This is a genomic window from Wolbachia endosymbiont (group B) of Gerris lacustris (assembly GCF_964028355.1).
Taxonomy (GTDB): Bacteria; Pseudomonadota; Alphaproteobacteria; order Rickettsiales; family Anaplasmataceae; genus Wolbachia.
In genome coordinates, this window is record NZ_OZ034761.1 from 118,541 (window position 1) to 144,528 (window position 25,988).

The following is a 25,988-nucleotide window of genomic DNA, read 5'->3' on the forward strand; positions in this document are numbered from 1 at the left end:
TCTTAGTGTTAGCTCCTGCTGTAATACTTCTTGTAACATAATCTCCTTTTTCCCCTATATTACCCATAACTAGCTGTAACCCAGGATAAAGAACTGGACTTTTTTCTCGCCCTCCTTTTAGGCTTGCTTTTACCGTTAATTCCCCATTTATTCTTTCACGCAGTGCGAGCGGCAAATTATCAGACAAAAAATTTTCTTTTCCTTCTTCATCTGTTAAGATAAATTCCACATTGGTATCAAATGCTACTTTTTCGACGTTCGTCAAGACAATTAAATCTGATACATTATTTACAGTAACTTTGCCCAGATCAACAACATGAGAAACTTCACTAAATTTTGCAGCTAGTAGTCGAAACGTTAAATCTAAATTTTGATGTGGAGTCCAGGTGCTTGCATTGCTAGATGAAAGTAATACTCCTACTTGATATGGCTGACTTGTTACCCAACGGCTATTTACTGCATCATATTTGCCAAGTTCTGCTATCTTTACTGCAGTACCAGGATCATCAGTAAGCAGTACTATTGCATACTCCTCTCCTGCATGGCAAAACACTGGTGACCAAGTAATACGTGTTGCTGTGCCATCTATCTTTATATCTTTTGGCTCAATATAACTTTCAGCAATGACAGTCTGCGAGGGCATTCCCACTGCTGTTTCTCTAATCTGCACAGCAACACGTTTTTTGCCGTTATTTACAAACCATAACTCTAGACCTCCTATGTGTCTGCTCTCATTTAAAGTAAATGTTTGCGCTAAAGGATCAACTCTTCTTGCTGCGATCACTCTTCTTCTTTCTTCTATAGTAATAGTTTTTTTACCAGTATAAGTTGCCTCTCCATAGCTTCCTTTATTCCCATAAAACTGTACTAATTTAGTACCTGCTGGAATGTTTGCTGGTACTTTCACCTTTCCCTTTAATTTTCCCTGGTTGTTAGCTCTTTTTTCCACTTTTTTTTCTCTATGCCATAGGTATAATAGAAATGCCATCAAATTTTATTTCCTTAAGCTTTTCATCTGGCTCAAAACCTTCAATTTCAAAATTCTGTACTGCTTCTCTCATAAATTCAGTTTCGTATGAAGTACTTGACAGCAGCTCTGTCGTTTCTTTAACATTAAATACTCTGGTTACTGGACTTTTCCAATTTGTTTTTACCTCCGTCCAGTGATCTATATTTTTATTTAGAGTAATTTGTGCCGGTACTGGATCAAAAGCTTGGTATGGATTGATCTTTTCTCCTTTAGTCTGTAAAAGCTGCTCCAGTACCGGTTCAAGTTCATACGGCAAAAGATATCTTTCCCCACCTTTTTCAATATCTGCAACTTCTACATCTATTGGCAGAACTAGCTCTCTATTTACTATTGCTGCAGACTGCGAAATTCCTTGATCACGAATATCATCATCAAAGAACGAATCAACAAATACTCCTTTTTTGGTGGTAGGTTCTCTTGAATTTGCATCATTGCGTAAACGCTCCTCTGCAACCAGCGCATAAAGATCATTTATTCCTTTTTTCATTGCTTCAAGCTCATTCATCGGTACAGCATGAATAGCATTATTCACTATTTTTACCCCTTCTTTTTCTCCGTTTTTCCATGTCTGATGAATGTAGCAGAGCAAAAGTTGTCCAGAAGGTGCTTGAGGCATCGATGGTCTCCAAGAGTGGGAAATTCCTTTTATTCTTCTTACCACCCCTTTGCTATCGATAGTAATTAAATCAAAGCGTGGCATTTTCCAGGTGTAATCAATCAAAACCAAGCTGTTATCAACTGCTCCCTTTACTTTGCATCCCTCTTCACTTATATCTTCAGGACTTACATGAGTACGACAGCGGTAAGTTATTTGATAACTACTTCCAGGAGCTGGTTCTTTACCTGGTAATGACCAATCAACGTTTCCTGCGTTTAGTTTATAATCTACACTATTTTCATAAATAACATTACCTTGTTTAATTTGAATAATTTCAAGTACTGCAGAGTCAGGTATTGGATCAACAGCTCCTGAGTATGAACCGTGAGTAATGGTAATGGTTTTTTGAACAGTTATATCTACTTTTTTAATTTCACTTATTGGAAAATCATTCACCTTCAGTTCCATTACTCTTTGGCTATTTGGCTGAAAAGTATGTGGTTCTGATTCAACTGATTTTATATCTGGATCGTCATCAAAAGAAACACGAATACTGTGAGGAAGTTCAATCTCATAGCCATCAACATGAGCTTTGCCCTCATTAATCACAAATATTTTTTTCCCCTTTTCGTCCCCTTCTTCTCTCTGCAAACAAATTACTTCTAGACCGTTTACTACGTAAGATCCATTTGCTTCTTTATCATAACGAGCAAGAGCTGTAGTTACTATGTTTGCTTGTGGTGGCGGTGAATGTTCTATTAATACTCCATTTTCAATGTTATAAATTGGATAAAATTCTCCTTCAGAAAAACGTGGAGAAAGACCTTCTGCTTGATAACCCCAAATGGTGGAAACTTTAAGCCTTGCAGCTCCTACTTCCTGATAGTTTCTTGTACCAACTGCAGGATCACGAAGATTTTCGTCCTCAAGTTCTGTAATTGTAGATTCTAGATAATAAACACCTATACGCACTGTGGTACTCAGTGGAATAATAAATTCTTCTTTTTCGACTTTTCTAACTGCTCCACGAAGATAGATTTTTCCTGATTCAAGCGTAACTTTACCAGTTTCTCTATCTATAATACAATTGCTTCCTGTTATAACATCACCATCACGAAATATTGCATCACCTATACCTTTAAGCTTAGAAAGAGCATACTCCTGAGTTTCATTTAATTCTGCAGACTGTAAACCTCTTCCTGCAAGAAATAAGCTTTTCTCATATTCTTTGTCAGGATTAAAGCGGTTATAATAACTATTTAAGGTCATTTTGTTTCAAAAAGTTACAACAAATGAAAAAGTTTCCCGAGTTGCAGATGTTCTGATAAGTGGTACGGTGTGTTCTAAAACTAACAAAATTCCAGGATTTTCCACGTCTTTTGGCTCGAAATATCTCTGTCCTTCAGGTAATCCTTCTTTTATTTTAGTACCAACCATAACCCCTAATTCCCGTATAACTTGATTTGCTGCGTCCGTGAAATCGAAAGTAAATTTAAGATACAGATTATTGATTGGTACATTCGATGGTTTAAACCTTCCAGATGGAGTCACAAGTTCTCCATTCTCATCACCACTGCAAAAGAGCACCTCATCAACAACACGACGTCCAACTTCCTTAATTAATGTTGCAGAAGTAATTAGTTCCGGTGGTGTGTCTTGAGTATACTCTATAGTGATTACGCTATCTGCTATAATTGCACCATTTTCTACACGCTCAATAGCGCCTGAGCTACCATCAACTATATAATCTATGCTTGACTGATAAATTGTTTGCCCTGTATAAACTTTTACATCTTTAATAGTGTGGTGATCTAAACTTATCTTGCCGCCTGCTGTAAAAGTTTTTTCAACTTTGTAGCTACTTTCCCAGGTAGAATCTCCAGATCCCCAAGCAAGATGTATTGGTTGCTCTTTTATGCTCGCAGCAATAGCTGCTCTGCCTGATTGTGTCAGTATTGACATGTCTGATTGCGTGATTGATATTATATATATACAAGATTCGTAGAAAAAACGTCCAATTTTTTTGTAATAATGGGCTCAAAATTTTTCCAAGGGCGATTTAAGTGGCGATGTTCATGCCAAGTGACCATACCTGGGTAAAATACTGCTACGTAATTTTCTAGCTCATGAATAGGATCTTTCTGTTTTAAATCTGAGTCATTTTGACAATCAATATGATATTCCCTTAAATTAGACTCTATTATTCTTTGATCAGTAAAACTCTTTGCTTCGTAGTAATAAGTTATACTAAACCGCTCTAAAATTGGTGTACGTCGAAAATTCCAAATCTGCTCAGAGAATTTATCTTCACTTAAGTAAAATGTATGCTCTATTTCTTTATAAGCAGTTGGTGCAAAACAAGCATTGATATCTCCCAAATTCCAACTATCTGATAATACTATCAACGCTTTAGCAAACTTAATTTCTGGCAATAAACTCTGTGGTAGAGGATATAGTGCTTTTAAGTTATACCACTGATGACTTCTTTCATATATACCGTTGTAATTCTTCGTATGAGGCTCTGTTTCTCCTAATATTGCAACATCTAATACCAATTCCCGCTATACAAGCAACGAATAGACAATAATGGAAAAAAAGCCATACTGGAGTAAGTAAAATAGCGAGGTTTAGATGGCATTAAGATCAAAATTATTGGATGAAAAAGTGGTGGAATCAGCAAAAGAGATGCTGAAGAAAGTAAGAAATAATGCGTATGTTGCAAAAAAACTAAATGCTGTAATTGCAGCAAAAAAGCACAGTATAACAGCTGTAGCAAAAATATGTTGCATTTCGAGAAAGGCAATTACTACATGGATAAAGCACATAAAATTTGGAAGAGAAGAAAAATTATTTTCTCCACCTCAACGCCGTAGAAAAACTATATTGAACCAAAGTCAACTTGAACAAATTGAGGTGTGGATAGAGGAAAATCCCAATATTACTATTAGAGAAATGAGAATAAGAATCCAAGAAAGATTTGGTTTGAATATCAGCAAATCCACAATACATCGTAATATGCAAAGAATGAAATTCTCATATATCACACCAAGACCAGTTCATAGTGGACAGGATAAAAATAAGCAAGAGGAGTTTAAAAAAAAACCTCAATGAAACTATTGTCATGCATTCTGAAAAAGAGCTATTTTTCTTCGATGAATCACGGTTTGGTACACATTCAAAAGTTGGACATGGGTGGTTTAAAAAAGGCAGTAGGACACAGGTTAAGGTAAAATTAGGTAGGGAAAATTTTTATCTCTATAGTGCAGTTAATCCCAGAAATGGAGAGAATTTTAGCTTATTTGCACCAAACGTCAACACTGCTTGTATAAATATATTCCTTGAACAGATGTCGCAATATTTAGGAATACGAAAGGCTTTTCTCGTGATGGATTGCGCTAGTTGGCATAAGTCAAAAAGTTTAAAGATACCTAAAAATATGGGAACGTTCAAAAAAGTGTGTCAAACCGAAAAAAAAAGTAATAAATTGATATAAAAAATGGAGGTTTGATATGAGTCAAGCAAATAGAACTACTGGTTTGGTAGATTATAAAGAATTAGAAACAAATATCCTGTCATCTATACGAGAAGGAAGACCATTGACAGGAAGAGATGGAGCATTAACACCGTTTATAAAAAGGTTGCTAGAGGCAAGTCTGGAAGGTGAAATAGAAAGCTACATGTCAGCTGAAAGTGAAGAAAATAACCGAAGAAATGGGAGAAACGCAAAAACTTTACGCACGAGTGCAGGCTCATTTGAGCTGCTAACACCAAGAGATAGGGAGGGAAGCTTTGAACCACAAATAGTCAAAAAAAGGCAAACAAGCCTACATCCAGAACTTGAAGCAAAGGTCTTAAGCACATATGCCAGTGGCATGGGATACAGAGATATAGCTTCACATGTTGAGGAAATATATGACCACAAAATATCAGCAGCAGAGATATCTAGTATTACCGATAAACTGCTACCAGTAATCAATGAATGGCGCAGCCGCCCACTGCAATCAGTGTATCCAATAGTATTTATGGATGGCATGTTTTTTAAGGTCAAGGAGGACGGACATTGCATAAGTAAATGTATGTATAATATATTGGGCATAAATCAAAATGGCAGAAAAGAAGTATTAGGTTTTTATTTGGCTGAAAGTGAAGGAGCTAACTTCTGGTTGGGAGTACTAAATGACCTCAAAGAAAGAGGAGTAGAAGATATTCTAATTGCCTGTATTGATGGGCTAAAAAGCTTTCCTACCGCTATAAATAGTGTATTTCCTAAAGCAGAAGTACAGCTATGCATAGTGCATCAGATAAGGAATTCACTGAAGTATGTATCTAGCAAAGATGTAAAAGTTTTCATAAATGATTTGAAAAAAATATATCGTGCTTCAAGTAAAGAGATTGCTGAGAATTATTTGCTTGAGCTGGAAGAAAAATGGAGTGAAAAATATCCCTTGGTTACAAAATCATGGCAAAACAATTGGGAAAATTTGTCTGGTTATTTTAAGTATTCTGGACCAGTTAGGAAGCTGATTTACACCACCAATCCAATTGAGGGATTGCATAGACAAATTAGGAAATTTACTAAAACTAAGGGCTCATTTACTAATACAAATGCCTTGTACAAAAGGTATATTGTGCTATAAAAAAGGTAGAGCAAAAGTGGACTACAGCTTTGCCTAATTGGGCATTAACTATGTCTCAGCTTGACATTTTCTTTCCCAACAGACTGAAAATTGAGTTGAACTAAAAATGCGGCTTGACACAGTTTATTTAACACTCCCAAAAATATCGAAATTATATACCTACCACCATACTCACCTGACCTCAATCCTGTTGAGAGGTTTTGGTTATATATAAAACAGAACATTTTGCGCAATAAAATCTACGATACAATTGTTCTGCTTGAGAGCGCTTTGTGTAAATTTATTACCTCTCTTTCCCCTTCCACGGTTAAACAACTCTGCAATGCTTCTTATTTGGTTCATTAATAATGAGAGTTGGTATAAGAAGAGGTAAAGCATTCTTCTGCCTCACACCGCTTTATATTTGCTCTACCTATGTTGCAACGATCTTGACTAGTATTGCTGGACGGTGGCACATTGGCAGAGGGTTTGACTGCGTATGCAAATCAGTCCCTCTATCAAATCTTCTTGGCTCTTGTTTTGCATATAGTGGCTGTCCAAGAGTATTTACTGTCTCATTAAAGTCTGCTGGTGCAAAATATGTTGTAAATGTGCTTGCTGTTCCTACTGGAAAACAGTGCCCCGTATCCCTTTCTATAAATCTTCTCACGGTTCCTTCAGGATCAGTTGCTTGTCCTCTATATTCCTCAAGCGTTATTCCACAGAACGTAAATCCTGACCTCATATCATTTCTTAGCGCTGCTCCTTCTTGCCATCTCTCATATGCTTCTTTCACTTTAGTATGAGAAGTAAGTGCATCAAAAACTCAGGGCTTACTAAAGCATGAATTCCTGTCATATATTCACCACTTAGATTATCTTCTATGTGCCTCAATACTTCCAGACACTTACGCTTGACATCTGTTGTTGCTGTTCCCAGTGCAAAATTTACTACTTTTGGTGTTATTTCAAATTCGTTGTACAAATTTAATAATTCTGACCCATCAGCATCTAAAATTATTCCTTTCAGCGCTCCCATACGCAAATGCTCCAACGTTATTGCATGTTTATTTCTCATTAGCTGCAAATGGTCAGTTATTACATCTGCCAGCGCTTTAAGTTCACTTTCTGATCCAAATGCTCTTATTCCCTGTACTTCTTCTGGTAACACTACATCATCATGTGGAATATGTGGAATCGTAAATGTTCTTACCTTTCTTTTTCCTCTTTTTCCTACTGTTGCTGGTGCTCCGGGTACTTGCGTTGGTAGTAAACTTAATACTCCATTTTGCTCTTCTATGGTAATATGTCTAAATCTTACTGACCTACTTGGAAATAAATTTAAATTTTCAACCCGTCCATAATTTATCGGCAATATATTCATCGCATTAGTTAGTGCCGTCATACTAAATGCTGTATTTGTAAATGGATTTTGCATTTTTTCTTTTCCCCCTTTGTGTTTTTTATTGTTTAATATAGCTTTAGACTGCTTTACGGATAATGATCCCTCGTGTTTCAAGTTGCTTTATTGCTGCATTTTTCTGCTCTTCAGTGATATTTGCTGGCCATACAACTGCATGATCTGCTAGCATTGCACCGCGAGCAATAATTACTCCTTTAGCATTTTCCTTTGCGTTTACATCACTTGAAATTACTCCTATTGCCGTTTGTGTGCCATCGGTTGCTGTTAGATTTAAGACCCTAATAAAACCATCTTCAGTCTTTTTAGCAACTACTGCACCAAGCTTGAGATTCTGTCCTTTGGCAACAGTTATTTGATCTCGTGAATATAAATTTGATGCTTCATATTTTAGAAGATCACCAAGGTTATTTTGTTCTGTTATACTACTCATTTTGCTTTTCTCCTTTTGTTATATATTTTAAATGCCTACGACTTTTCGCTACCTGCATCATCAACTCTTCTCCTGAATTCTGTGGTATTGTACTTATTATCTCTGTCTTCTTTGTTCTTTCTGCAAGTAATTCCATTAAAACCTCCCTTGCTTGCTCAACACTTACACCCTGCTCAATAAATTCTCCTATTTTCTCTGGCATCTTTGATATATTACATAAACATATACTACTTCTGATCGACTCTTAAATCCATTTCTTACTGCCATTTGCTGTGCTTGCTGATCTTTTAGCGGATCGACCCAATCAAATCCCTGTGGTATCCATTTTACTTCTTTTTTTGCTCCTTCTTTTCCCTTTGTCCATTCTTCACCTATGTCTAGTTCTCCAGAAAGTAGTGCTAATACCAACTCTCATTATTAATGAACCAAATAAGAAGCATTGCAGAGTTGTTTAACCGTGGAAGGGGAAAGAGAGGTAATAAATTTACACAAAGCGCTCTCAAGCAGAACAATTGTATCGTAGATTTTATTGCGCAAAATGTTCTGTTTTATATATAACCAAAACCTCTCAACAGGATTGAGGTCAGGTGAGTATGGTGGTAGGTATATAATTTCGATATTTTTAGGTATCTTTAAACTTTTTGACTTATGCCAACTAGCGCAATCCATCACGAGAAAAGCCTTTCGTATTCCTAAATATTGCGACATCTGTTCAAGGAATATATTTATACAAGCAGTGTTGACGTTTGGTGCAAATAAGCTAAAATTCTCTCCATTTCTGGGATTAACTGCACTATAGAGATAAAAATTTTCCCTACCTAATTTTACCTTAACCTGTGTCCTACTGCCTTTTTTAAACCACCCATGTCCAACTTTTGAATGTGTACCAAACCGTGATTCATCGAAGAAAAATAGCTCTTTTTCAGAATGCATGACAATAGTTTCATTGAGGTTTTTTTTTTAAACTCCTCTTGCTTATTTTTATCCTGTCCACTATGAACTGGTCTTGGTGTGATATATGAGAATTTCATTCTTTGCATATTACGATGTATTGTGGATTTGCTGATATTCAAACCAAATCTTTCTTGGATTCTTATTCTCATTTCTCTAATAGTAATATTGGGGTTTTCCTCTATCCACACCTCAATTTGTTCAAGTTGACTTTGGTTCAATATAGTTTTTCTACGGCATTGAGGTGGAGAAAATAATTTTTCTTCTCTTCCAAATTTTATGTGCTTTATCCATGTAGTAATTGCCTTTCTCGAAATGCAACATATTTTTGCTACAGCTGTTATACTGTGCTTTTTTGCTGCAATTACAGCATTTAGTTTTTTTGCAACATACGCATTATTTCTTACTTTCTTCAGCATCTCTTTTGCTGATTCCACCACTTTTTCATCCAATAATTTTGATCTTAATGCCATCTAAACCTCGCTGTTTTACTTACTCCAGTATGGCTTTTTTTCCATTATTGTCTATTCGTTGCTTGTATAGCGGGAATTGGTATCATTTGCCCACTCTGATACTTTAAGCTGGGGATCTGGCTTTAATCCTGAACAAAAACTGGCACTGTAGATCATTATGCTCCACTCAAACAACTGTTGTGTAAACTTTCTACTTCAACACTATCAATTTCTGATCTAACACTTTCTGTGCCTCTTTGCCCTTCTAATTCCATAAGCATCTTTTTCTGAAATTCCTTTTCTATATACCTTTTGCTCATCTCACTTATCATTATTGCTATAACAAGCGCAAATACCCCTGTTATTGTTGCAAAAATGATTGCACTGCTTATTGTTGTTGTTATCAACCCTATATATACTGCTACTGCTATTGCGCTGACTGTAGTATAGATGCAGATAATATTATTATGTTTTTTCATCCTTTTATCTGCTATTTCTCTCTGTGCTATATATTTATTATGAAGGGTTGGAAAATTAACAACGGTATCTCTGCAGAGTAACGCTCCATTTTTTTCATTAAATAAAACTTTAAGTAATTCTAAATTATTTGACTTGATTGCTAAGTGCAAAACAGGTGTATAGTTTGCTCCTTTTTTCAGCAATAACTTTACTACATGTAAATGCCCTTTTTCTGCAGCAAGGTAGATTGGAGAGTGACCTTTATTATTTAAAATATTAATATCGATTTCTTCTTTTAAAATTGTATCTACAAGTTCAATGTCTCCCGTTTGTATAGCTAAATGGAGTAGACTATTCTTTTCAGAACCATATTTATTACTCATCAAAGCCTTCTTTATCTCAGGCTTAGCGTAATCAAATGGTGTCTTGCCGCTATCGTCTTTTACCAGAGGGTCTATATCTTCTCGTGTTAGTAAAACCTCTATTGTTTTAAGTCTTTCAGCGTAATGTAGTGGTGTTTTATTTTCGTAGTCTTGCAAATTGACTTGAGCATTAGGCTCCTTTATTAAGCATTTGAGGATATCAAGACATAAGTCTCTTTCATCATAATTAGTATTACTTACAGCTATATGAACAGGTGACAATTTCATCGAGTTTTGTCCTACACGTGCGCTATTTACATCTGCTCCTAGCTCCAGTAATAACTTTACTATCTCCAACTTTTTGTTATTAACTGCATAGTGCATCGGTGTCTGATTTCGTGCATCAAAAACCTCGATTTCAGCATTTCCTTCTTCCACTAAAATTTTGACAATATTTTCATGTCCTATGCCTGCTGCTAGATGTAATGGAGTATGATGCAAAGCATTTCGTGCATTAACGTCAATACCTTTTCTGATCAAATATCTCACTGCATTAACTTCACCTATCATTGCAGCCAAATGAAGTAAGCTATCTTGTTCTGACCCGTATTTGTTATTAATTAGCGCTTGTAATATTTCTGCTTTTTTCCCTTCTTTAGCATAGTCAAGAGATGTTTTACCATCATTATCTTCTACGAAAGGATTAATGTTCTTCTTCGTGAGTAGCAGATCTACCATGCTTAATTCGTCAAATTCTATAGCGCAATGTAGTGGGGTTTTTCCATTTAATCCTCTAACATTAACATCTAATCCAGGTTGATTGATGAGGCACTTTATTAACTCCAAACTTAAGTTATCAGCCATTTTATATTCAAAATCTTTTTTATATTTGAAATTTAGTATTAGATAATTCTTGTAATGAGTTTGTAATCTCTTCAGTTAGTGCCATATGAATCTTTTCAGTGTCACTCAGTGATGCAAGTAGTGCTGAAACTCTATTTGGAATATTAAGCAAATTATTACGGATAACTCTTGCTACGTTAAATGCTTCAGTTTTTACCTCTTCAATTGACACAAATTTGCCTATTTCAGCTTTCACTTTAGCTTCCAAAAGTTTACCACGCTCCATTTCATTTTTTATTCGCGTTTTTAGCAACATCGTGGAAAGTTTTTCTCCGCGCTCTTTTCTTCTGAGTGGTTGACTTGGATCTCTTATTGCTGCTACCGCTTCATTTGCTCGTTCTCGGTCAATGAGCCCATCTTTGAGTTCAACAATTCCTTTCTTTACCAAAGAACAGACATATTGCCTCGAAAACCCTTTTTCCCTTGCCCACTCTGCTTGCGTAATTCTCACCTTTTTTTCTCCTTTTTTAGCACTGCTCAGCTATAATTTCGTAAGTAGTTAACATTTGAAATATGTCTAACGCTAAAGAAGGCCCGAGGTCAGGACCACCAAACCCGCCAGTATGGCCGGAAGGACCCACCTTCTATGGTATTTTTAATATATTAAAATCTTTGCTAAAATTCATAACATAGAACATTAAAGCTAAAGAGTCCGCTTCATTATCATCCATTGGACAAAAACCCTTTTCCTGTACTGCCTCAATGACATCAGCTTTACTTGCATTACCCTTGCCAGTTATAAAACGTTTAATAGTCTTAACCGAAACACCTTGATAGGAAATATTGCTTTCCTCACACCAAGCAGAAAGGTGTGCTAAAAACCCTCCATAGATATGTGCAGCATCAGTTCCTAGATGTCTTCTCACTTCTTCAAAGTACACAACTTCAATACCTGGAAATTTATACTTAAGTGCATTAAGCCAATTACGAAAGTTTAAAAACTGCACTCCATCACCACTAAACCTGCTAACATGAAAACTCTTACTTCCACTTTGTACTATTCCATCATGTAAAATAGTCCAACCAGTTTGTTTACCAAGATCTAGTGTAAGCATTCCCCTTTCAATCGCCAGGTACATATATATACAAGATTTGAAAAAATTACGTCCAAAAAATCTTTAATTTTCGAAATTTAACAACTAAAAACTAACATGAAAACTCTTTTACAGCAGTTTGTTTGCCAAATCTTTCAATTGCCGAGTACATATATATACAAGATTTGGAAAATTTTCGTCCAAAAAATCTTCAATTTTTGAAAAATTTTTTATAATTCTTGAATTTGAAAACCTTACTTATCCTAAACATGATTTTTCTACTTCTAGAGGTTTTTTATTATTCTACTTTTATATTTTATATGTTTTTATATATGTGTATATTTTTATATATGTATTATATATATATATTATATATAAGGGTTTCAGGAAGCTAGAATCCTCCATATTGGCGGACTTCAGATATGCCGTTCCTAGGAACGGTTTTAGGAACGCATGGTGGAAACCCTCCATACAGGCTAGTTCTAGATTCCTGATTCCTAATTCCTGATTTAGGAAGCCAGTAATTAGGAACGGAACTTAAGGTCATAGAGAGTATATTTTTCCTCTTAAAAATTGAAGCTATTCTTTTAATAGCGAAATCCACATTTTTAGCTCTTTAGGTGATATTGAATTTCAAAATATGAAATTCTTATATGTTTTTAATATAACTTTAGGAAGCCTGAGCTACCCATTCTTAAAAATATTGAAATCCATTCAAAATAGGTTCCAAAAACCTGAACTGTATTATTTTAAATTGCATCAGTATTATTCTCAAAAAAAAACAATAGAATATCAATAGATTAAAAATTGCATCAGTATTATTTATTTTTGCTCCTGTCCTACATAAGGGCATTAATAACTTCCATCCTTAAAGCATTAATTTGTTTTAGGGAAAACCATGAAATTAAAAAATATAGCTATAATTGTTAAAAACGTAAAATACCAAGCCTATAGACTAAAACTTGCTAAGTGCTTTATTGATGAGAATAACGAAGACCTTGAGCAAGAACTCTTCTGTGAAATTTGGCCATGCCTTGATCAGTATGATGAAGATAAAAGTAGCTTTAACACCTTTGTAGCAAGATTAACTGAAAATAAAGCTATTAACCTGTTAAAGAAACAGCGATGTGCAAAACGCGATATCAATAACTATATTAGTATCGATGTAACAGAGCTACTTGAGAGTGAAATAACAAAACGCATTGATGTAGACTATATGATCTCGTTTTTACCAAAGGAATGGCAAAATATATGTGAGCAACTTAAATTTTTTAACTTACATGAAGTTGCCAAAATGAACAACGTTTCAAGAACCACTTTAAATAATATTATCAAGAAGATACGTGCCAAACTTTTTCCTATTTACTACGCAGGCAAAAAGAAAAATTGAACAAAATTTTTGCCTTTCTTGTATATATATACATCGTAGCATGGATAAATAATGGTTCTTAAAATTTTGAATAATAATGAAAGATTGCAAACAATATCAAGTGTAAAGATGGTCATCTTTGGTCCTTATGGTATTGGTAAAACAAGTCTACTAAAGACTATAGATGAACCAACACTTTGCCTTGATTTTGAAGCAGGGCTTCTTGCCGTTCAAGACTGGCAAGGAGATTCAATTAGCCTTCGCACTTGGAGTGAAGCTAGAGATATTGCTTGTCTTATAGGCGGTTCTAATCCTGCATTAAAATCTGATCAAGCATACAGCCAAAGACACCATGAACATGTATCTCGTAAGTACAAAGATCTTTTTTCTGAGTTTTCTAAATACCGATGCATCTTTGTAGATAGTATAACCGTTGCTTCACGTTTATGTCTTTTATGGGCAAAAATGCAACCTGAAGCTTTTTCTGAGAGATCGGGAAAGCAGGATATGAGAGCTGCGTATGGATTACTTGCTCAAGAAATGATGGCTTGGCTCAATCAATTTCAACACATCAGAGACAAAGACATCATCATAGTTGGCACTTTAGGTCAATATCTCGATGACTTCAATCGTCCAATTTGGTTACCTCAATGCGAAGGAACTAAAACTGCTAGTGAAATTCCTGGAATAGTTGACGAAGTAATCAGTATGGTTGGAATCAAGAAAGATGATGGAACGGAGAAGCGCTCTTTTGTTTGCCACACTTTAAACCCTTGGGGATACCCAGCTAAAGACCGCAGTGGACGCCTGAGTATGGTTGAAGAACCGCATTTAGGCAAGCTGCTTACAAAGATTAAAAGCAAGTTTTAAAATTTAAACATGGAGAGTGATATATGTTACAAAACCTATTAACTGATTTTAACACTGTAAAACCGCAAAGTAGACTGATACCAAAAGGTACAATAGTAAAGGTAAAAATGACAATCAAGCCTGGAGGTTATGAGCATTGGTTTACTAAAAGCCCCACTACCGGTAGCATTTATTTAAATACAGAATTTACCGTTATTGAAGGTCTATATGAAAAGCACAAGATTTACCAAATAATTGGTATTAAAAGTAATAAAGCAGAAGATACTTGGGGAGAAATGGGTCGCTCTATGCTTCGCAGTATCTTGGAATCAGCACGTGACATTCATCCACATGATAACTCAGAAAGTGCAATCCTTGCTCGTAAGCTAAATTCAATTGCAGAATTAAATGGCTTAGAGTTTACAGTAAAGGTAGGTGTTATAACTGATGAATATGGAGAGAAGAACAAAATTGCTTCGGTAGTTACTCCAGAATACCGCAAAAATTATGAAATTGACAGAGTACCATTTTGAAGTACGACGAGGAAAAGCTTTGGTCTGCTGTCGTTACTAGAGGTATTCAGGACGCAGTAGGAAAAAACCCAAAGCTAAGAGAAGAAGCAATTAATTGGCTGAATTCAAAATCTTTTGAAACTGTTTGTGAGCTAGCTAATCTCAACTTTAAACGTATAAAAAATATGTATGGGAGTTTTATGTCTAAAAAGCAAGAAAAGATAAAAGCATTATTAATTGATAATATCAAGGAGTGTGTTTCTTATCTACTTCCAAATGGTGAATTTTACCGAGAAAAAACTTATATTGGAAACTTAAATGGAAATACAATTACAGTTAAAATAGTAGGTAAGGAAGCTGGTGATTGGCGTAATTTTACTGAAGGAACTGGTGGTGATATTATTGATCTTTGGATTTTAATTAAGGGTGATATATATTCTGCTAGAAAGTGGCTCAATAAAAAATCAAAGAGTGGAGAAAAAAAAGGGGGGAAAAGAGAAGAAAAAATATTTTCTGTAAAGCAGTACTTAAGTGATCAATCACCAATACCAGAAGACATAATAGCTCCACGAATTCTCACTCCAGGTGGTCTTTTAGTCATTGGTGGTACTCCAAAGGTTGGCAAAAGTTATTTTCTTCTCTCTTTGCTTGCACATCTTGCAGCAGGAGTATCGTTTCTTAAGATGAAGTCAGCAAGGCCGCTAAAAATAATCTATCTGCAAAATGAGATGGAGTACAATTACATCAGGGAACGCATACAACAAATCATAACTAATCAAAGGCTACCAAATCTAGCAGAAGAAAACTTGATTGTTACTACAAAGATGAGATTAACTTTAAATGATGAAGGCATAGAGAGAATAAAAGAGATCATAGGGGAAAAATTTAAAACGATAGATCTTATCGTTTTGGATTCTCTTGACTATGAAAATATATTTCCTGGCCTGCAAAGCAGAGTAGAAAAACTACGTTCTATAATTAATCCTATGGCTGGAATCATTATTACACGTCACACCAGAAAAGTATCGACAGCTACACTCGCAAAAAGCCCTTTTCAAGCTTTAATTGGTGCTAATGCTTTAAGAAGCTTTTATACATCTGGTATTGTAATGTTTCAACCAAGTAAACGTGCAAATGTCTTGCAAGTAGTATATGAACTAAGAAACGGTAAATCAATACCAGCAAAATTCATTAGCAGGGTAAATGGGCGTTGGCAGAATTCTAAAATTATAGCTACGGCTTAACTTGTCCGCAAAAAACGGATACTATGGTAGAGCTAAAGACTCAGCTTTTGCAAAATATCAGATCTTGTCTTTTTCATCTACTACCAAGAGGGACATTTCGTGGTGATAAGTTTTATGTAGGTGATGTACAGGGTAACAAAGGCAAAAGTACTGTAATAGAATTAACAGGCGAAAGAGCTGGATTATGGAAAGATTTTGCAACAGGAGAAGGCGGTGACATTATTGACCTTTGGGCAACGATACATGGGAAAAATGCCAAAATAGAATTTCCTGAAGTAATGGCTTCAATAAGTGAATGGCTTGGTCTTAAGAAACAAAACAATATCAGAAATCTAGAACAATATCTGACTTGTAGTTGGAATTACTACGATGAAAATAACCAATTGATTGTAATAGTCTATCGTTATGATCCTCCTTTAGAGAAAAAACAGTTTAAACCATTTGATGTTAAAAAACAAAGATTCAAAGAGCCAGAGATAAGACCTCTCTATAATATTCTAGGTATTTTAAAGTCCGATAAGGTTATTCTGGTTGAAGGAGAAAAATGCGCAGAAGCACTTATAGAGAAAGGAATAACTGCAACAACAGCAATGTTTGGAGCAAATGCTACCCTTGATAGAACAGATTGGACTCCGCTTAGAGGTAAACATGTTATCATTTGGCCAGACAACGATGAAGCAGGTAATAAATATGCCAAAAACGCTGAAAAGAAGCTTTTAGAACTTGGTGTTGCATCACTTGCTACGCTTAAGATTCCACCGAATAAACCAAGGAGTTGGGATGCTGCTGATTGTCTGTTAGAGGGAATAAATGTTTCGGAATTTATTGAAAAAAACTCAAGAAAAATAATTATTAAACCACCACTTGATATTTTCAGCTGGAGTGTAGAGCGTTTTGTAGGTCCAGTACCAAAGCAAAGATTCTTGGTTGAAGGATTATTTCCTTTGGGTGTAACCTCCATTTTGGCTGCAATGGGAGATACAGGCAAAGGTATGCTTCTTCTTGACCTAGCCCTCAAGGTTGCAAGTAGCATAGACCAGGTGTGTGGATTTGGCCCACCTGTTACTGAACATGGGTCTGTGGTGGTATTTTCCGCAGAGGATGATACAAATGAAATACATCGTCGCTTAGAACGACTTGATCCAAAATGCGAGAGATTAAAATATAAAGATAGGCTATTTATTGTACCACTGCCAAATATAGGAGGATCTTTTACCATACTTAAGAATGTTCGCGGTAAAGTTGTAGAAATCTCTCCAGAATTTGAGTCGGTAATGAAGCAGCTGAGCAGAATAAAGGATTTAAAGCTCATTATATTTGATCCCCTTGCTTCTTTCATTCATGCAGATTTAAATGCTGATCCAGCAGTAGGGGATTATCTCATGTGTTTGTTATCTGATTTAGCATGTAGCACTGGAGCTTCAATAATTACTGCACATCATATGAGAAAGCTGAAGGGAGAAAAGCCTATATCAACAGTAGAGCAAGCACGAGATGCTATTCGAGGTACTTCTGCTCTCGTAAATGGAGTCAGGTGTTCTTTTGCTTTTTGGCCTGTTGAAGATATGACTAAACCAATGATTTTTAGGTCAATTGGAAAAATCCCAAGACAAAATGCACTATTTTATGGAGCTGTTGTTAAGGCAAATGGCCTGGCTGATCGTACCATACGCACTTACCTAAGAAATGAAGAAACAGGGCTATTGGAAGACATTACTGAACAATTAAAAGCTCAAAATATTAGCGATAAAGATCTTAAAATATATCTTATTGATTCAATTGCGCGAGCTGCTATTTCAGGACATCCATTTACTCATACAGGAAGTGCAGGAATACATAAACAACGACATAGATTGCCTGAAGTTTTTCATAGTATGGGAAGGGATAGACTAGAGCGTATAGTGCAAGAGCTTTTACAAGCAAAGCAAATAGTTAAAGGAATGGCTAATGGTTCAAAAGAAGATAAATGGCTTGATGTAAAAACAGGACCATCTGCACGTGGGGTGGGAAAATTTATTCATGGAGCTGAAAAAAACTATTTTTGATAACAAAAAACTCTATTTTTTTATAGTCAAAGTAAAAGGGTTAATACGATAACCATGTGATAACCTTTGCCAACCAAGTGTTTGTATTACATCATCACGTTCAATACTTAATCCTAATTTCTCAGCAAGTGTAGATTTGATTGTTCTTTGCATCTTATTTAATGGCTTTCTGATTTGTTGTTCTAAATCTGCTTCTAAACTAAGTCCCAAGAGTTTTTCTAACTGATTAATATTGAGAAGTGTATGTTTTTCAGGTGGTAATTCTTTCTCACAGTCATGTAAAAATTGCTTGAACAATATTCGAAAAATATTAAGGCATGATGCAGCTTTTTTATTTATTACTTCAATACTATTAACATATACCATACCTTTAACCACCTGTAACTCCAAAAGCTTTGTTGGCACAATTGGTTCAACACGTTTAAGCGAAATATATGAAGCTGGTAAAACTTGCAAAGAAGTATTTTCTACTACCTCTGCTACTCCTCTTTTAGCTGCTTCTTGAAATATCTCAGTTAAAGTTTTAAGCTGACAAAACAGTTTCACCATTGGCACTACATATAGATTCAGTAATAGATTTGGTATATCTTTTTTTAGAGTGATGAGAACTGTAGGGTGAACTCTAAGTTTATCTATAGTTAAAAATATCGCATCAGTACAAAAATCAAGGATTATTAGATTTACAATACGACCTTGATTACAAATATAATAAACTCCTTTTTCCACTTTTTCCCACATAAGTTTTGAATCATTCAACTTTGTTTCAAACCAGTCTATGACCTTTTCTGTATTTAAGTATATGGATAAGAGATGAAATCTCTGTTTTTGATAAGTATTAGGCAGAATATGACGAGAACAGTTTTCACAAATAGCGTCATCACATGCTTCATCAAAGTCTGAATCGATAAAAATCTCATTGCTACAACTTGAATCAATTACATTTGGCCAATCAAGATGATCTTCTTCACGAGAGCAAACAATATAATACCTTTCTTGCATTTTTATCAATCCAAGATCGAATAAGTATCTTGCTGCTTTAATATGATTTTGGCTTGGATTAATCCAGGAACTATTTGAACTTAAAAGATCAGCAATTTGCTCGTGAAAGGATCTTAAGGCCATAGGACTGTTCCATATGTTTCTTTAGCTCTTCTCTTTCTTTTTTATTGAGCGGATGCTCTGAATAATAAATTTCCCCACTTGATTTGAAAGAAAATGTTACCTTTTTGTTTTGGAACATTACTTTAGCTGATTGAATAGATTGTAGTATGTTGCCAATAGCTGGCTTTAAAATATGTAACTCTGGTGCAATAGGATCATACGATTTTACACTTAAAGTAAGATATGTATTACTATTTTTAAAATAATCTGACTTAAAATTTAACTCAAATATACAAATGTCAGAGTCAGAACCATCTATACATGCTTGAAGAAATTTGTGCACTTGTAATGGAAAGTTCTTACCTTGTATATTTACAAAAGTACATTCGCAGTCAAAATACCCACTTACAATGCTATTTGCTATTTCCACAGCTTTATTAGTATTTTTAGCACAGAGATTAACCTGAGTGCCATCAAGAGAAAAGTCTAAAATCATCCACTCAGGTTTATGGCCATGAACAACCTTGTTTGAATTAAGTAGTAAATCTATGTCACTTCCTCGGCGTACAAACATATATATCCGATCTTGATGATGGAAAAAACCCTGCAATTGGTTTTCGAACTTTAGTATCTGCTCTACGACTTCTCGTGACATAAATTCCTTGAATGAAGTATTTATTTGTCTTGGTGATTTCTGTAGAGCAAATGATACGAAACCTCTCTTTTGTACTTTATCAAAGTGATAGACAGATTTTAGAAGTTCACAATTTATGTGAAATAGTAAAAATAACAAGGATCTTTTATCATACTTAGTATTATTTTTTATCAGGTACGATCTCATTAACTCTTGAGTAAGGGCAAATCTTGCTACTTCACTAACTGTAGCCTCAAGTTTTGTACGATCAAAGTGGCTAATGAGATAATAGTTAAAAAGAGAGTAAGAGTAACTAGCAAGTATCTTACGTTTTTGTTGAGTAGATCTATCATCGTAGTCTCCATCTTGAAAAAGCTGCCCATTTAAATGACTTTTAAAGCGATGCTGAAAAATAATGCTCAGTTGTTTACCAGAAAGGGAATCTAACCAAGACTGACGTATACTAGAATCCTGAAAACGATCTAATAAAAGGTTAACAGGAACTTCTAAATCGCTTTCCCAAAATTCATGGCTCGGATGAACATTCATATTACATAAAATAAACTATATTATACATAATATGACAATTCAAGCAAAGATTTTTTGGACATAATTTTTTCAAATCTTGTATATTTAATTAAGGAGAATTTGTGTGAACTAGATAGCTTTCTTAAATAAGGTGTGCATTGGTTTAGTTTAATAGAAGTCTCCTAACCTATAAAAAAATTCACAGGAAGAAAAACATGCAAAAAGGGGAATTAACTATTAATTGCCGTTATGAGCCTCACAGATTGGCTGGTACATATTTGGCAAATGCTTATGAACAATTGTTGAAATATAAAATAAAGGAGGTAGAAGAAAATGGTAACGGTAAGCTTGTATGCAAGAGTTTCATCAAGACAACAGGCACAGGAGAATACAATAGGGAGTCAGATTGTAGAGTTGGAGCGTCGCATTAGTAGTAATGGACATGAGTTATTAGATGAGCACAGGTTTGTCGATAATGGTTATAGTGGATCAAATTTAGAACGTCCTGGCTTAGAGAGTTTACGTGATAGAGTAGCAGAAGGTAAGATTGATAAGATATACATTCATTCACCTGGGGAGTGTTAAATAAACTGTGTCAAGCCGCATTTTTAGTTCAACTCAATTTTCAGTCTGTTGGGAAAGAAAATGTCAAGCTGAGACATAGTTAATGCCCAATTAGGCAAAGCTGTAGTCCACTTTTGCTCTACCTTTTTTATAGCACAATATACCTTTTGTACAAGGCATTTGTATTAGTAAATGAGCCCTTAGTTTTAGTAAATTTCCTAATTTGTCTATGCAATCCCTCAATTGGATTGGTGGTGTAAATCAGCTTCCTAACTGGTCCAGAATACTTAAAATAACCAGACAAATTTTCCCAATTGTTTTGCCATGATTTTGTAACCAAGGGATATTTTTCACTCCATTTTTCTTCCAGCTCAAGCAAATAATTCTCAGCAATCTCTTTACTTGAAGCACGATATATTTTTTTCAAATCATTTATGAAAACTTTTACATCTTTGCTAGATACATACTTCAGTGAATTCCTTATCTGATGCACTATGCATAGCTGTACTTCTGCTTTAGGAAATACACTATTTATAGCGGTAGGAAAGCTTTTTAGCCCATCAATACAGGCAATTAGAATATCTTCTACTCCTCTTTCTTTGAGGTCATTTAGTACTCCCAACCAGAAGTTAGCTCCTTCACTTTCAGCCAAATAAAAACCTAATACTTCTTTTCTGCCATTTTGATTTATGCCCAATATATTATACATACATTTACTTATGCAATGTCCGTCCTCCTTGACCTTAAAAAACATGCCATCCATAAATACTATTGGATACACTGATTGCAGTGGGCGGCTGCGCCATTCATTGATTACTGGTAGCAGTTTATCGGTAATACTAGATATCTCTGCTGCTGATATTTTGTGGTCATATATTTCCTCAACATGTGAAGCTATATCTCTGTATCCCATGCCACTGGCATATGTGCTTAAGACCTTTGCTTCAAGTTCTGGATGTAGGCTTGTTTGCCTTTTTTTGACTATTTGTGGTTCAAAGCTTCCCTCCCTATCTCTTGGTGTTATACCAATTCCCGCTATACAAGCAACGAATAGACAATAATGGAAAAAAAGCCATACTGGAGTAAGTAAAATAGCGAGGTTTAGATGGCATTAAGATCAAAATTATTGGATGAAAAAGTGGTGGAATCAGCAAAAGAGATGCTGAAGAAAGTAAGAAATAATGCGTATGTTGCAAAAAAACTAAATGCTGTAATTGCAGCAAAAAAGCACAGTATAACAGCTGTAGCAAAAATATGTTGCATTTCGAGAAAGGCAATTACTACATGGATAAAGCACATAAAATTTGGAAGAGAAGAAAAATTATTTTCTCCACCTCAACGCCGTAGAAAAACTATATTGAACCAAAGTCAACTTGAACAAATTGAGGTGTGGATAGAGGAAAACCCCAATATTACTATTAGAGAAATGAGAATAAGAATCCAAGAAAGATTTGGTTTGAATATCAGCAAATCCACAATACATCGTAATATGCAAAGAATGAAATTCTCATATATCACACCAAGACCAGTTCATAGTGGACAGGATAAAAATAAGCAAGAGGAGTTTAAAAAAAAACCTCAATGAAACTATTGTCATGCATTCTGAAAAAGAGCTATTTTTCTTCGATGAATCACGGTTTGGTACACATTCAAAAGTTGGACATGGGTGGTTTAAAAAAGGCAGTAGGACACAGGTTAAGGTAAAATTAGGTAGGGAAAATTTTTATCTCTATAGTGCAGTTAATCCCAGAAATGGAGAGAATTTTAGCTTATTTGCACCAAACGTCAACACTGCTTGTATAAATATATTCCTTGAACAGATGTCGCAATATTTAGGAATACGAAAGGCTTTTCTCGTGATGGATTGCGCTAGTTGGCATAAGTCAAAAAGTTTAAAGATACCTAAAAATATCGAAATTATATACCTACCACCATACTCACCTGACCTCAATCCTGTTGAGAGGTTTTGGTTATATATAAAACAGAACATTTTGCGCAATAAAATCTACGATACAATTGTTCTGCTTGAGAGCGCTTTTTGTAAATTTATTACCTCTCTTTCCCCTTCCACGGTTAAACAACTCTGCAATGCTTCTTATTTGGTTCATTAATAATGAGAGTTGGTATGACTACAGTGATCATGAGCATGATTACTGCGTTGATTAGCATTAAAATAGCAGCCATATCTCTTGGCTATGCTTGGACTTTTGTAAAAGGTTCCTTATTGGCTCTTTTATCTACTTGGAAAGTGTTTGGATCTGTTATTACTTTGGTAAAAATAGGTCTTTCTGCAGTTTTTCCAGCAATAATTGCTGGATTTAAAGCATTGACAATTGCCGTAATGAGCAACCCTATGGGGCTGATTATTGGTGGTCTTGCTGTTGCTGCAACTTTGATAATTACCAAATGGCAAGTGGTGAAGAACTTTTTTGTTACTATCTGGGAATCAGTAAAAATTGTATGGAAATCTTTTTCTGATTGGGTAGGAAAATTTTGGAATAATATTACTCAGCCTTTTAAAACAATCAATAATCTATGGAGCAAAAAAAATGAGGCTAAACTAGAAGTTAGATCTGTAAGTAATACTATAAGCGACGCCCTTAAGCACCCAATTGCAGCGCACAATAAGACTATAGAGAATAAAACACACAATAATCACTTTAATGTTAATATTCACCCAAGCTCTGGACAAGACGTACGTAGTATTGCTGATGAAGTAATGGAGCGAATTAGAGAGCAATTTAGTGGCGCACTTTATGATATAAATTAAATTATGCTGTCTCTTGGTCCATATAGATTTTCATTAACTGAGCGAAGTTTCACACGCAGGAATGAATATCGCTGGCCTGCACTTGAGCGTATTGGAGAAAAGCCTTTGCTTCAAAGTATTGGTCCTGGAGAGGATGTTATTGAGCTTGCGGGAGTAATCTATTCGCATTTTCTTGGAGGACTGGGGCAAATAAATAATATGCGAAATTCATCAAAACCTCTTTTACTTATTGATGGCCAAGGTAACATTTTAGGCCATTTTGTTATCATGAAAATAGAAGAAACGCAGAAATTCTTTTTTCCAAATGGCGAACCAAGGAAGATTGAGTTTCATTTAAGTTTAAAACATTATGATAACGTATTACTAGATAGCAATTTATCATCACGAAATAGTACTACTGACTTTACTGTAACTGACAATGATGTACTACAAGACTAAAGAAGATGATATGTTAGATTTGATTTGCTGGAAACATTATGGATTCAGCTCTGGAGCAATTGAGGTTGTGTTAAAAGCTAACACTGGGCTTGCAGAGTACGAACTTCTTCCTGCAGGATTAATCATTAAACTTCCTGTTATTCAAAAAGAGGCACAAAAGCAAGTAGTAAAACTATGGGATTAAAATGACACCAGACTTTAGTATTTCAGTAGAGGGCATTTCCATCACTGAGTTGATAAAAAGTCGCTTGGTATCAATCCATATTACTGATGAAGCTGGAATAATAAGTGATACTGCTGTAATTCACCTTGATGACCGTGATTCATTATTTGAGATTCCTAAAACCGGAGCAAAGCTGAATATTTTGCTTGGGTATAAAGAAACTGGCATTGTGCCAATGGGAGATTACATAGTAAATGAAATTACAGTACAAAGTCCACCACAGGCATTAAAAATTAAAAGTCATGCAGCAGATTTAAAACAGTCTTTAAAGGAACAAGTGTTTAATGAGTGGCATCAAATTACCTTAAATGATTTAGTGAAAAAAATCGCAAACAAACATGGCTATCAAGCTAAAGTTGCTGCGGAGTTTACAAATATCATGATATCACATATTGATCAGACTGCAGAAAGTGATATGCACTTTTTAACCAGGCTTGCTCAAATTTATGGAGCAATAGCAAAACCTGCTGGAGGATATTTACTTTTTGTTTCAAAAGGAAAAGCAAAATCAGTTACAGGAAAAACTTTAAGCACTATTACTTTAACACCTGCAGATATTGCAAGTTGGAAAGTAAGATTTAATGAGCGTAATCAATATAGCTCTGTTATTGCCTACTGGTATGATTACGAAAAAGCGGAGACTATGATGGAAAAGCAGGTGATCAGGAACCAAGCTATATTCTACGAGATATTTATGCAAGCAGTGATTTGGCGCAAAGTGCAGCATCTGCAAAATTAAATCAGCTGATGAGTGGTGCAGCAACACTCAATATCACAATGCCAGGGAGTCCTGAATTATTTGCCGAAGCAAAGATCAACCTTTTGGGGTTTCACAAGGGAGTTTATGGTGAATGGATAATAAATAAGGCTGAGCATGTGATTGATAACCTGGGTTATCGTACTATCATCACAGCTGCTATGGGAATAATTGATAGTGAGAAAGTAAATTGATAATTTCCTCATAAATATCTTCTTTATTATTGTTTAATTCCTCTACAGCAAGATCTAAAGGAGTTTTTTTATCTTTGTTTTTAGCAAGAGGATTTGCTCCATTTTCCAGTAGAAATTTAGCAATTTCCAGATGTCCTTTTCGTGCAGCATAGTGCAAAGCTGTCCAGCTAAAAGCATCAGTAGTATTTACATCAATGCCCTCTTCAATTAGAAATTTTACAACTTCTAAACAACCTCCGCTTGTCGCATAGTGTAATGATGTTGCGCCAAAATAATAGGTATCATTGATATTTACTGCGTTTTTTACTAAGGATTTTACATTATCCAAATTGCAACTTTCAGCTGCAATGCGCAATGCTATTCTATCCTCACTAGTTGTTTTACTTTTTATTGGTATGTTTTTTGACGGTCTAAAATGTTGAAACAAAAAGATGGCACATATTATTGGTATTATTGAATTTATTAATAATTTTCGAACAAGACTAGATTTCATGTCTATTATA

23 protein-coding genes and 8 pseudogenes are annotated in these 25,988 nt (G+C 35.1%); 15 read left to right on the forward strand and 16 right to left on the reverse strand.

The features are described from left to right. Position 1: 1 nt before the first annotated feature. The 4 genes and pseudogenes from ABWU62_RS00620 to ABWU62_RS00635 all read right to left on the reverse strand — a co-directional run. A pseudogene (locus ABWU62_RS00620) lies at positions 2-988 on the reverse strand (hypothetical protein); the annotation flags it as partial. Next, positions 960-2,897 carry a DUF4815 domain-containing protein gene (locus ABWU62_RS00625; RefSeq protein WP_353287155.1) on the reverse strand — a complete coding sequence of 646 codons (1,938 nt, stop codon included), beginning with the start codon at positions 2,895-2,897 and terminating at the stop codon, positions 960-962. The gene ABWU62_RS00625 and the pseudogene ABWU62_RS00620, both read right to left, overlap by 29 nt. Positions 2,898-2,903: 6 nt before the next feature. Next, complete coding sequence (locus tag ABWU62_RS00630; RefSeq protein WP_007549309.1) at positions 2,904-3,590, reverse strand: hypothetical protein; 687 nt, start codon at positions 3,588-3,590, stop codon at positions 2,904-2,906. A 20-nt stretch (positions 3,591-3,610) separates the two neighbouring features. Continuing rightward, positions 3,611-4,183, reverse strand: a complete 573-nt coding sequence (locus tag ABWU62_RS00635; protein WP_353287156.1) for a hypothetical protein — start codon at positions 4,181-4,183, stop codon at positions 3,611-3,613. Positions 4,184-4,259: 76 nt separating this feature from the next. Here ABWU62_RS00635 and ABWU62_RS00640 point away from each other — a divergent pair. From ABWU62_RS00640 to ABWU62_RS00650, 3 pseudogenes are all read left to right on the forward strand, one after another. Then, a pseudogene (locus tag ABWU62_RS00640) lies at positions 4,260-5,067 on the forward strand (IS630 family transposase); the annotation flags it as partial. Between the two features lie 70 nt (positions 5,068-5,137). Next, positions 5,138-6,369, forward strand: a pseudogene (locus ABWU62_RS00645) (IS256 family transposase). 34 nt (positions 6,370-6,403) lie between these two features. After that, positions 6,404-6,610: pseudogene (locus ABWU62_RS00650) on the forward strand (transposase); the annotation flags it as partial. 67 nt (positions 6,611-6,677) lie between these two features. Here the strand turns inward: ABWU62_RS00650 and ABWU62_RS00655 are convergent. The 8 genes and pseudogenes from ABWU62_RS00655 to ABWU62_RS00685 all read right to left on the reverse strand — a co-directional run bounded on the left by ABWU62_RS00655 (position 6,678) and on the right by ABWU62_RS00685 (position 12,278). Continuing rightward, positions 6,678-7,681, reverse strand: a pseudogene (locus ABWU62_RS00655) (major capsid protein). A gap of 43 nt (positions 7,682-7,724) precedes the next feature. After that, positions 7,725-8,096: a head decoration protein gene (locus tag ABWU62_RS00660; RefSeq protein WP_164224825.1), complete on the reverse strand. Its 372-nt coding sequence runs from the start codon at positions 8,094-8,096 to the stop codon at positions 7,725-7,727. Next, positions 8,089-8,322 (reverse strand): annotated as a pseudogene (locus tag ABWU62_RS00665) (hypothetical protein); the annotation flags it as partial. The gene ABWU62_RS00660 and the pseudogene ABWU62_RS00665, both read right to left, overlap by 8 nt. Further along, a pseudogene (locus ABWU62_RS08340) lies at positions 8,322-8,504 on the reverse strand (phage portal protein); the annotation flags it as partial. The pseudogenes ABWU62_RS00665 and ABWU62_RS08340, both read right to left, overlap by 1 nt. A gap of 9 nt (positions 8,505-8,513) precedes the next feature. Beyond that, positions 8,514-9,520, reverse strand: a protein-coding gene (locus tag ABWU62_RS00670) for an IS630 family transposase (protein ID WP_353287151.1) whose coding sequence is annotated in 2 segments (ribosomal slippage) — positions 8,514-9,056 and positions 9,059-9,520 — 1,005 coding nt in all. Because the reading frame shifts where the segments join, the coding sequence is not laid out codon by codon here. A 155-nt stretch (positions 9,521-9,675) separates the two neighbouring features. Then, positions 9,676-11,184 carry an ankyrin repeat domain-containing protein gene (locus ABWU62_RS00675; protein WP_353287157.1) on the reverse strand — a complete coding sequence of 503 codons (1,509 nt, stop codon included), beginning with the start codon at positions 11,182-11,184 and terminating at the stop codon, positions 9,676-9,678. 19 nt (positions 11,185-11,203) lie between these two features. After that, positions 11,204-11,674: a hypothetical protein gene (locus ABWU62_RS00680; protein ID WP_353287158.1), complete on the reverse strand. Its 471-nt coding sequence runs from the start codon at positions 11,672-11,674 to the stop codon at positions 11,204-11,206. A gap of 133 nt (positions 11,675-11,807) precedes the next feature. Further along, positions 11,808-12,278, reverse strand: a complete 471-nt coding sequence (locus ABWU62_RS00685; RefSeq protein ID WP_353287159.1) for a Holliday junction resolvase — start codon at positions 12,276-12,278, stop codon at positions 11,808-11,810. 877 nt (positions 12,279-13,155) lie between these two features. On the opposite strand from ABWU62_RS00685, the gene ABWU62_RS00690 reads away from it, so the two are divergent. The 5 genes from ABWU62_RS00690 to ABWU62_RS00710 are packed head-to-tail and all read left to right on the forward strand — an operon-like array spanning position 13,156 to position 18,276. Beyond that, entirely contained in the window at positions 13,156-13,647 is a 492-nt protein-coding gene (locus tag ABWU62_RS00690) for a sigma-70 family RNA polymerase sigma factor (RefSeq protein WP_353287160.1), read from the forward strand. Positions 13,648-13,698: 51 nt separating this feature from the next. After that, on the forward strand, positions 13,699-14,496 hold the full coding sequence (locus tag ABWU62_RS00695) for an ATP-binding protein (RefSeq protein WP_353287161.1): 798 nt from the start codon (positions 13,699-13,701) through the stop codon (positions 14,494-14,496). 23 nt (positions 14,497-14,519) lie between these two features. Further along, a complete protein-coding gene (locus ABWU62_RS00700; RefSeq protein ID WP_236514587.1) occupies positions 14,520-15,008 on the forward strand; it encodes a hypothetical protein in 489 nt (162 codons plus the stop codon). Next, positions 15,005-16,231, forward strand: a complete 1,227-nt coding sequence (locus ABWU62_RS00705) for an AAA family ATPase (RefSeq protein ID WP_353287162.1) — start codon at positions 15,005-15,007, stop codon at positions 16,229-16,231. Before ABWU62_RS00700 ends, ABWU62_RS00705 begins: the two co-directional genes overlap by 4 nt. A 23-nt stretch (positions 16,232-16,254) precedes the next feature. After that, positions 16,255-18,276 (forward strand): AAA family ATPase, encoded by a 2,022-nt coding sequence (locus ABWU62_RS00710; RefSeq protein ID WP_353287163.1) that lies wholly within the window; start codon positions 16,255-16,257, stop codon positions 18,274-18,276. A 12-nt stretch (positions 18,277-18,288) separates the two neighbouring features. Here ABWU62_RS00710 and ABWU62_RS00715 read toward each other — a convergent pair whose 3' ends face one another. Next, positions 18,289-19,398: a hypothetical protein gene (locus tag ABWU62_RS00715; protein WP_353287164.1), complete on the reverse strand. Its 1,110-nt coding sequence runs from the start codon at positions 19,396-19,398 to the stop codon at positions 18,289-18,291. Next, positions 19,364-20,560 carry a hypothetical protein gene (locus ABWU62_RS00720; protein WP_353287165.1) on the reverse strand — a complete coding sequence of 399 codons (1,197 nt, stop codon included), beginning with the start codon at positions 20,558-20,560 and terminating at the stop codon, positions 19,364-19,366. Before ABWU62_RS00720 ends, ABWU62_RS00715 begins: the two co-directional genes overlap by 35 nt. A 312-nt stretch (positions 20,561-20,872) precedes the next feature. Here ABWU62_RS00720 and ABWU62_RS00725 point away from each other — a divergent pair, with 312 nt between their 5' ends. Next, entirely contained in the window at positions 20,873-21,124 is a 252-nt protein-coding gene (locus ABWU62_RS00725; RefSeq protein ID WP_353287166.1) for a recombinase family protein, read from the forward strand. Between the two features lie 23 nt (positions 21,125-21,147). Here ABWU62_RS00725 and ABWU62_RS00730 read toward each other — a convergent pair. Continuing rightward, positions 21,148-22,127: pseudogene (locus ABWU62_RS00730) on the reverse strand (IS256 family transposase); the annotation flags it as partial. An 81-nt stretch (positions 22,128-22,208) separates the two neighbouring features. On the opposite strand from ABWU62_RS00730, the gene ABWU62_RS00735 reads away from it, so the two are divergent. From ABWU62_RS00735 to ABWU62_RS00760, 6 genes are all read left to right on the forward strand, one after another. Next, positions 22,209-23,214 (forward strand): IS630 family transposase gene (locus ABWU62_RS00735; protein ID WP_353287167.1). Its coding sequence is split into 2 segments (ribosomal slippage): positions 22,209-22,670 and positions 22,672-23,214, totalling 1,005 coding nucleotides; the frame shifts between segments, so codons are not numbered across the junction. Between the two features lie 14 nt (positions 23,215-23,228). Then, positions 23,229-23,873 (forward strand): hypothetical protein, encoded by a 645-nt coding sequence (locus ABWU62_RS00740; RefSeq protein ID WP_353287168.1) that lies wholly within the window; start codon positions 23,229-23,231, stop codon positions 23,871-23,873. Positions 23,874-23,876: 3 nt separating this feature from the next. Beyond that, positions 23,877-24,311: a phage tail protein gene (locus tag ABWU62_RS00745; RefSeq protein WP_353287169.1), complete on the forward strand. Its 435-nt coding sequence runs from the start codon at positions 23,877-23,879 to the stop codon at positions 24,309-24,311. A 10-nt stretch (positions 24,312-24,321) separates the two neighbouring features. Continuing rightward, positions 24,322-24,495: a tail protein X gene (locus ABWU62_RS00750; protein WP_353287170.1), complete on the forward strand. Its 174-nt coding sequence runs from the start codon at positions 24,322-24,324 to the stop codon at positions 24,493-24,495. A 1-nt stretch (position 24,496) separates the two neighbouring features. Further along, positions 24,497-25,273 carry a contractile injection system protein, VgrG/Pvc8 family gene (locus tag ABWU62_RS00755; protein ID WP_353287171.1) on the forward strand — a complete coding sequence of 259 codons (777 nt, stop codon included), beginning with the start codon at positions 24,497-24,499 and terminating at the stop codon, positions 25,271-25,273. Next, positions 25,243-25,485 (forward strand): hypothetical protein, encoded by a 243-nt coding sequence (locus tag ABWU62_RS00760; protein ID WP_353287172.1) that lies wholly within the window; start codon positions 25,243-25,245, stop codon positions 25,483-25,485. The genes ABWU62_RS00755 and ABWU62_RS00760 overlap by 31 nt, the downstream gene beginning before the upstream one ends. On the opposite strand, the gene ABWU62_RS00765 is transcribed toward ABWU62_RS00760, so the two are convergent. Next, positions 25,451-25,978, reverse strand: a complete 528-nt coding sequence (locus ABWU62_RS00765; protein ID WP_353287173.1) for an ankyrin repeat domain-containing protein — start codon at positions 25,976-25,978, stop codon at positions 25,451-25,453. The genes ABWU62_RS00760 and ABWU62_RS00765 overlap by 35 nt on opposite strands. Positions 25,979-25,988 lie beyond the last annotated feature (10 nt).

Coding starts and splice junctions, on each gene's coding strand:
- ABWU62_RS00685 (WP_353287159.1), bottom strand. CDS start 12,278: ATGCTTACACTAGATCTTGGTAAACAAACTGGTTGGACTATTTTACAT.
- ABWU62_RS00755 (WP_353287171.1), top strand. CDS start 24,497: ATGACACCAGACTTTAGTATTTCAGTAGAGGGCATTTCCATCACTGAG.
- ABWU62_RS00750 (WP_353287170.1), top strand. CDS start 24,322: ATGTTAGATTTGATTTGCTGGAAACATTATGGATTCAGCTCTGGAGCA.
- ABWU62_RS00675 (WP_353287157.1), bottom strand. CDS start 11,184: ATGGCTGATAACTTAAGTTTGGAGTTAATAAAGTGCCTCATCAATCAA.
- ABWU62_RS00695 (WP_353287161.1), top strand. CDS start 13,699: ATGGTTCTTAAAATTTTGAATAATAATGAAAGATTGCAAACAATATCA.
- ABWU62_RS00765 (WP_353287173.1), bottom strand. CDS start 25,978: ATGAAATCTAGTCTTGTTCGAAAATTATTAATAAATTCAATAATACCA.
- ABWU62_RS00660 (WP_164224825.1), bottom strand. CDS start 8,096: ATGAGTAGTATAACAGAACAAAATAACCTTGGTGATCTTCTAAAATAT.
- ABWU62_RS00710 (WP_353287163.1), top strand. CDS start 16,255: ATGGTAGAGCTAAAGACTCAGCTTTTGCAAAATATCAGATCTTGTCTT.
- ABWU62_RS00625 (WP_353287155.1), bottom strand. CDS start 2,897: ATGACCTTAAATAGTTATTATAACCGCTTTAATCCTGACAAAGAATAT.
- ABWU62_RS00725 (WP_353287166.1), top strand. CDS start 20,873: ATGGTAACGGTAAGCTTGTATGCAAGAGTTTCATCAAGACAACAGGCA.
- ABWU62_RS00720 (WP_353287165.1), bottom strand. CDS start 20,560: ATGAATGTTCATCCGAGCCATGAATTTTGGGAAAGCGATTTAGAAGTT.
- ABWU62_RS00630 (WP_007549309.1), bottom strand. CDS start 3,590: ATGTCAATACTGACACAATCAGGCAGAGCAGCTATTGCTGCGAGCATA.
- ABWU62_RS00715 (WP_353287164.1), bottom strand. CDS start 19,398: ATGGCCTTAAGATCCTTTCACGAGCAAATTGCTGATCTTTTAAGTTCA.
- ABWU62_RS00740 (WP_353287168.1), top strand. CDS start 23,229: ATGACTACAGTGATCATGAGCATGATTACTGCGTTGATTAGCATTAAA.
- ABWU62_RS00690 (WP_353287160.1), top strand. CDS start 13,156: ATGAAATTAAAAAATATAGCTATAATTGTTAAAAACGTAAAATACCAA.
- ABWU62_RS00745 (WP_353287169.1), top strand. CDS start 23,877: ATGCTGTCTCTTGGTCCATATAGATTTTCATTAACTGAGCGAAGTTTC.
- ABWU62_RS00700 (WP_236514587.1), top strand. CDS start 14,520: ATGTTACAAAACCTATTAACTGATTTTAACACTGTAAAACCGCAAAGT.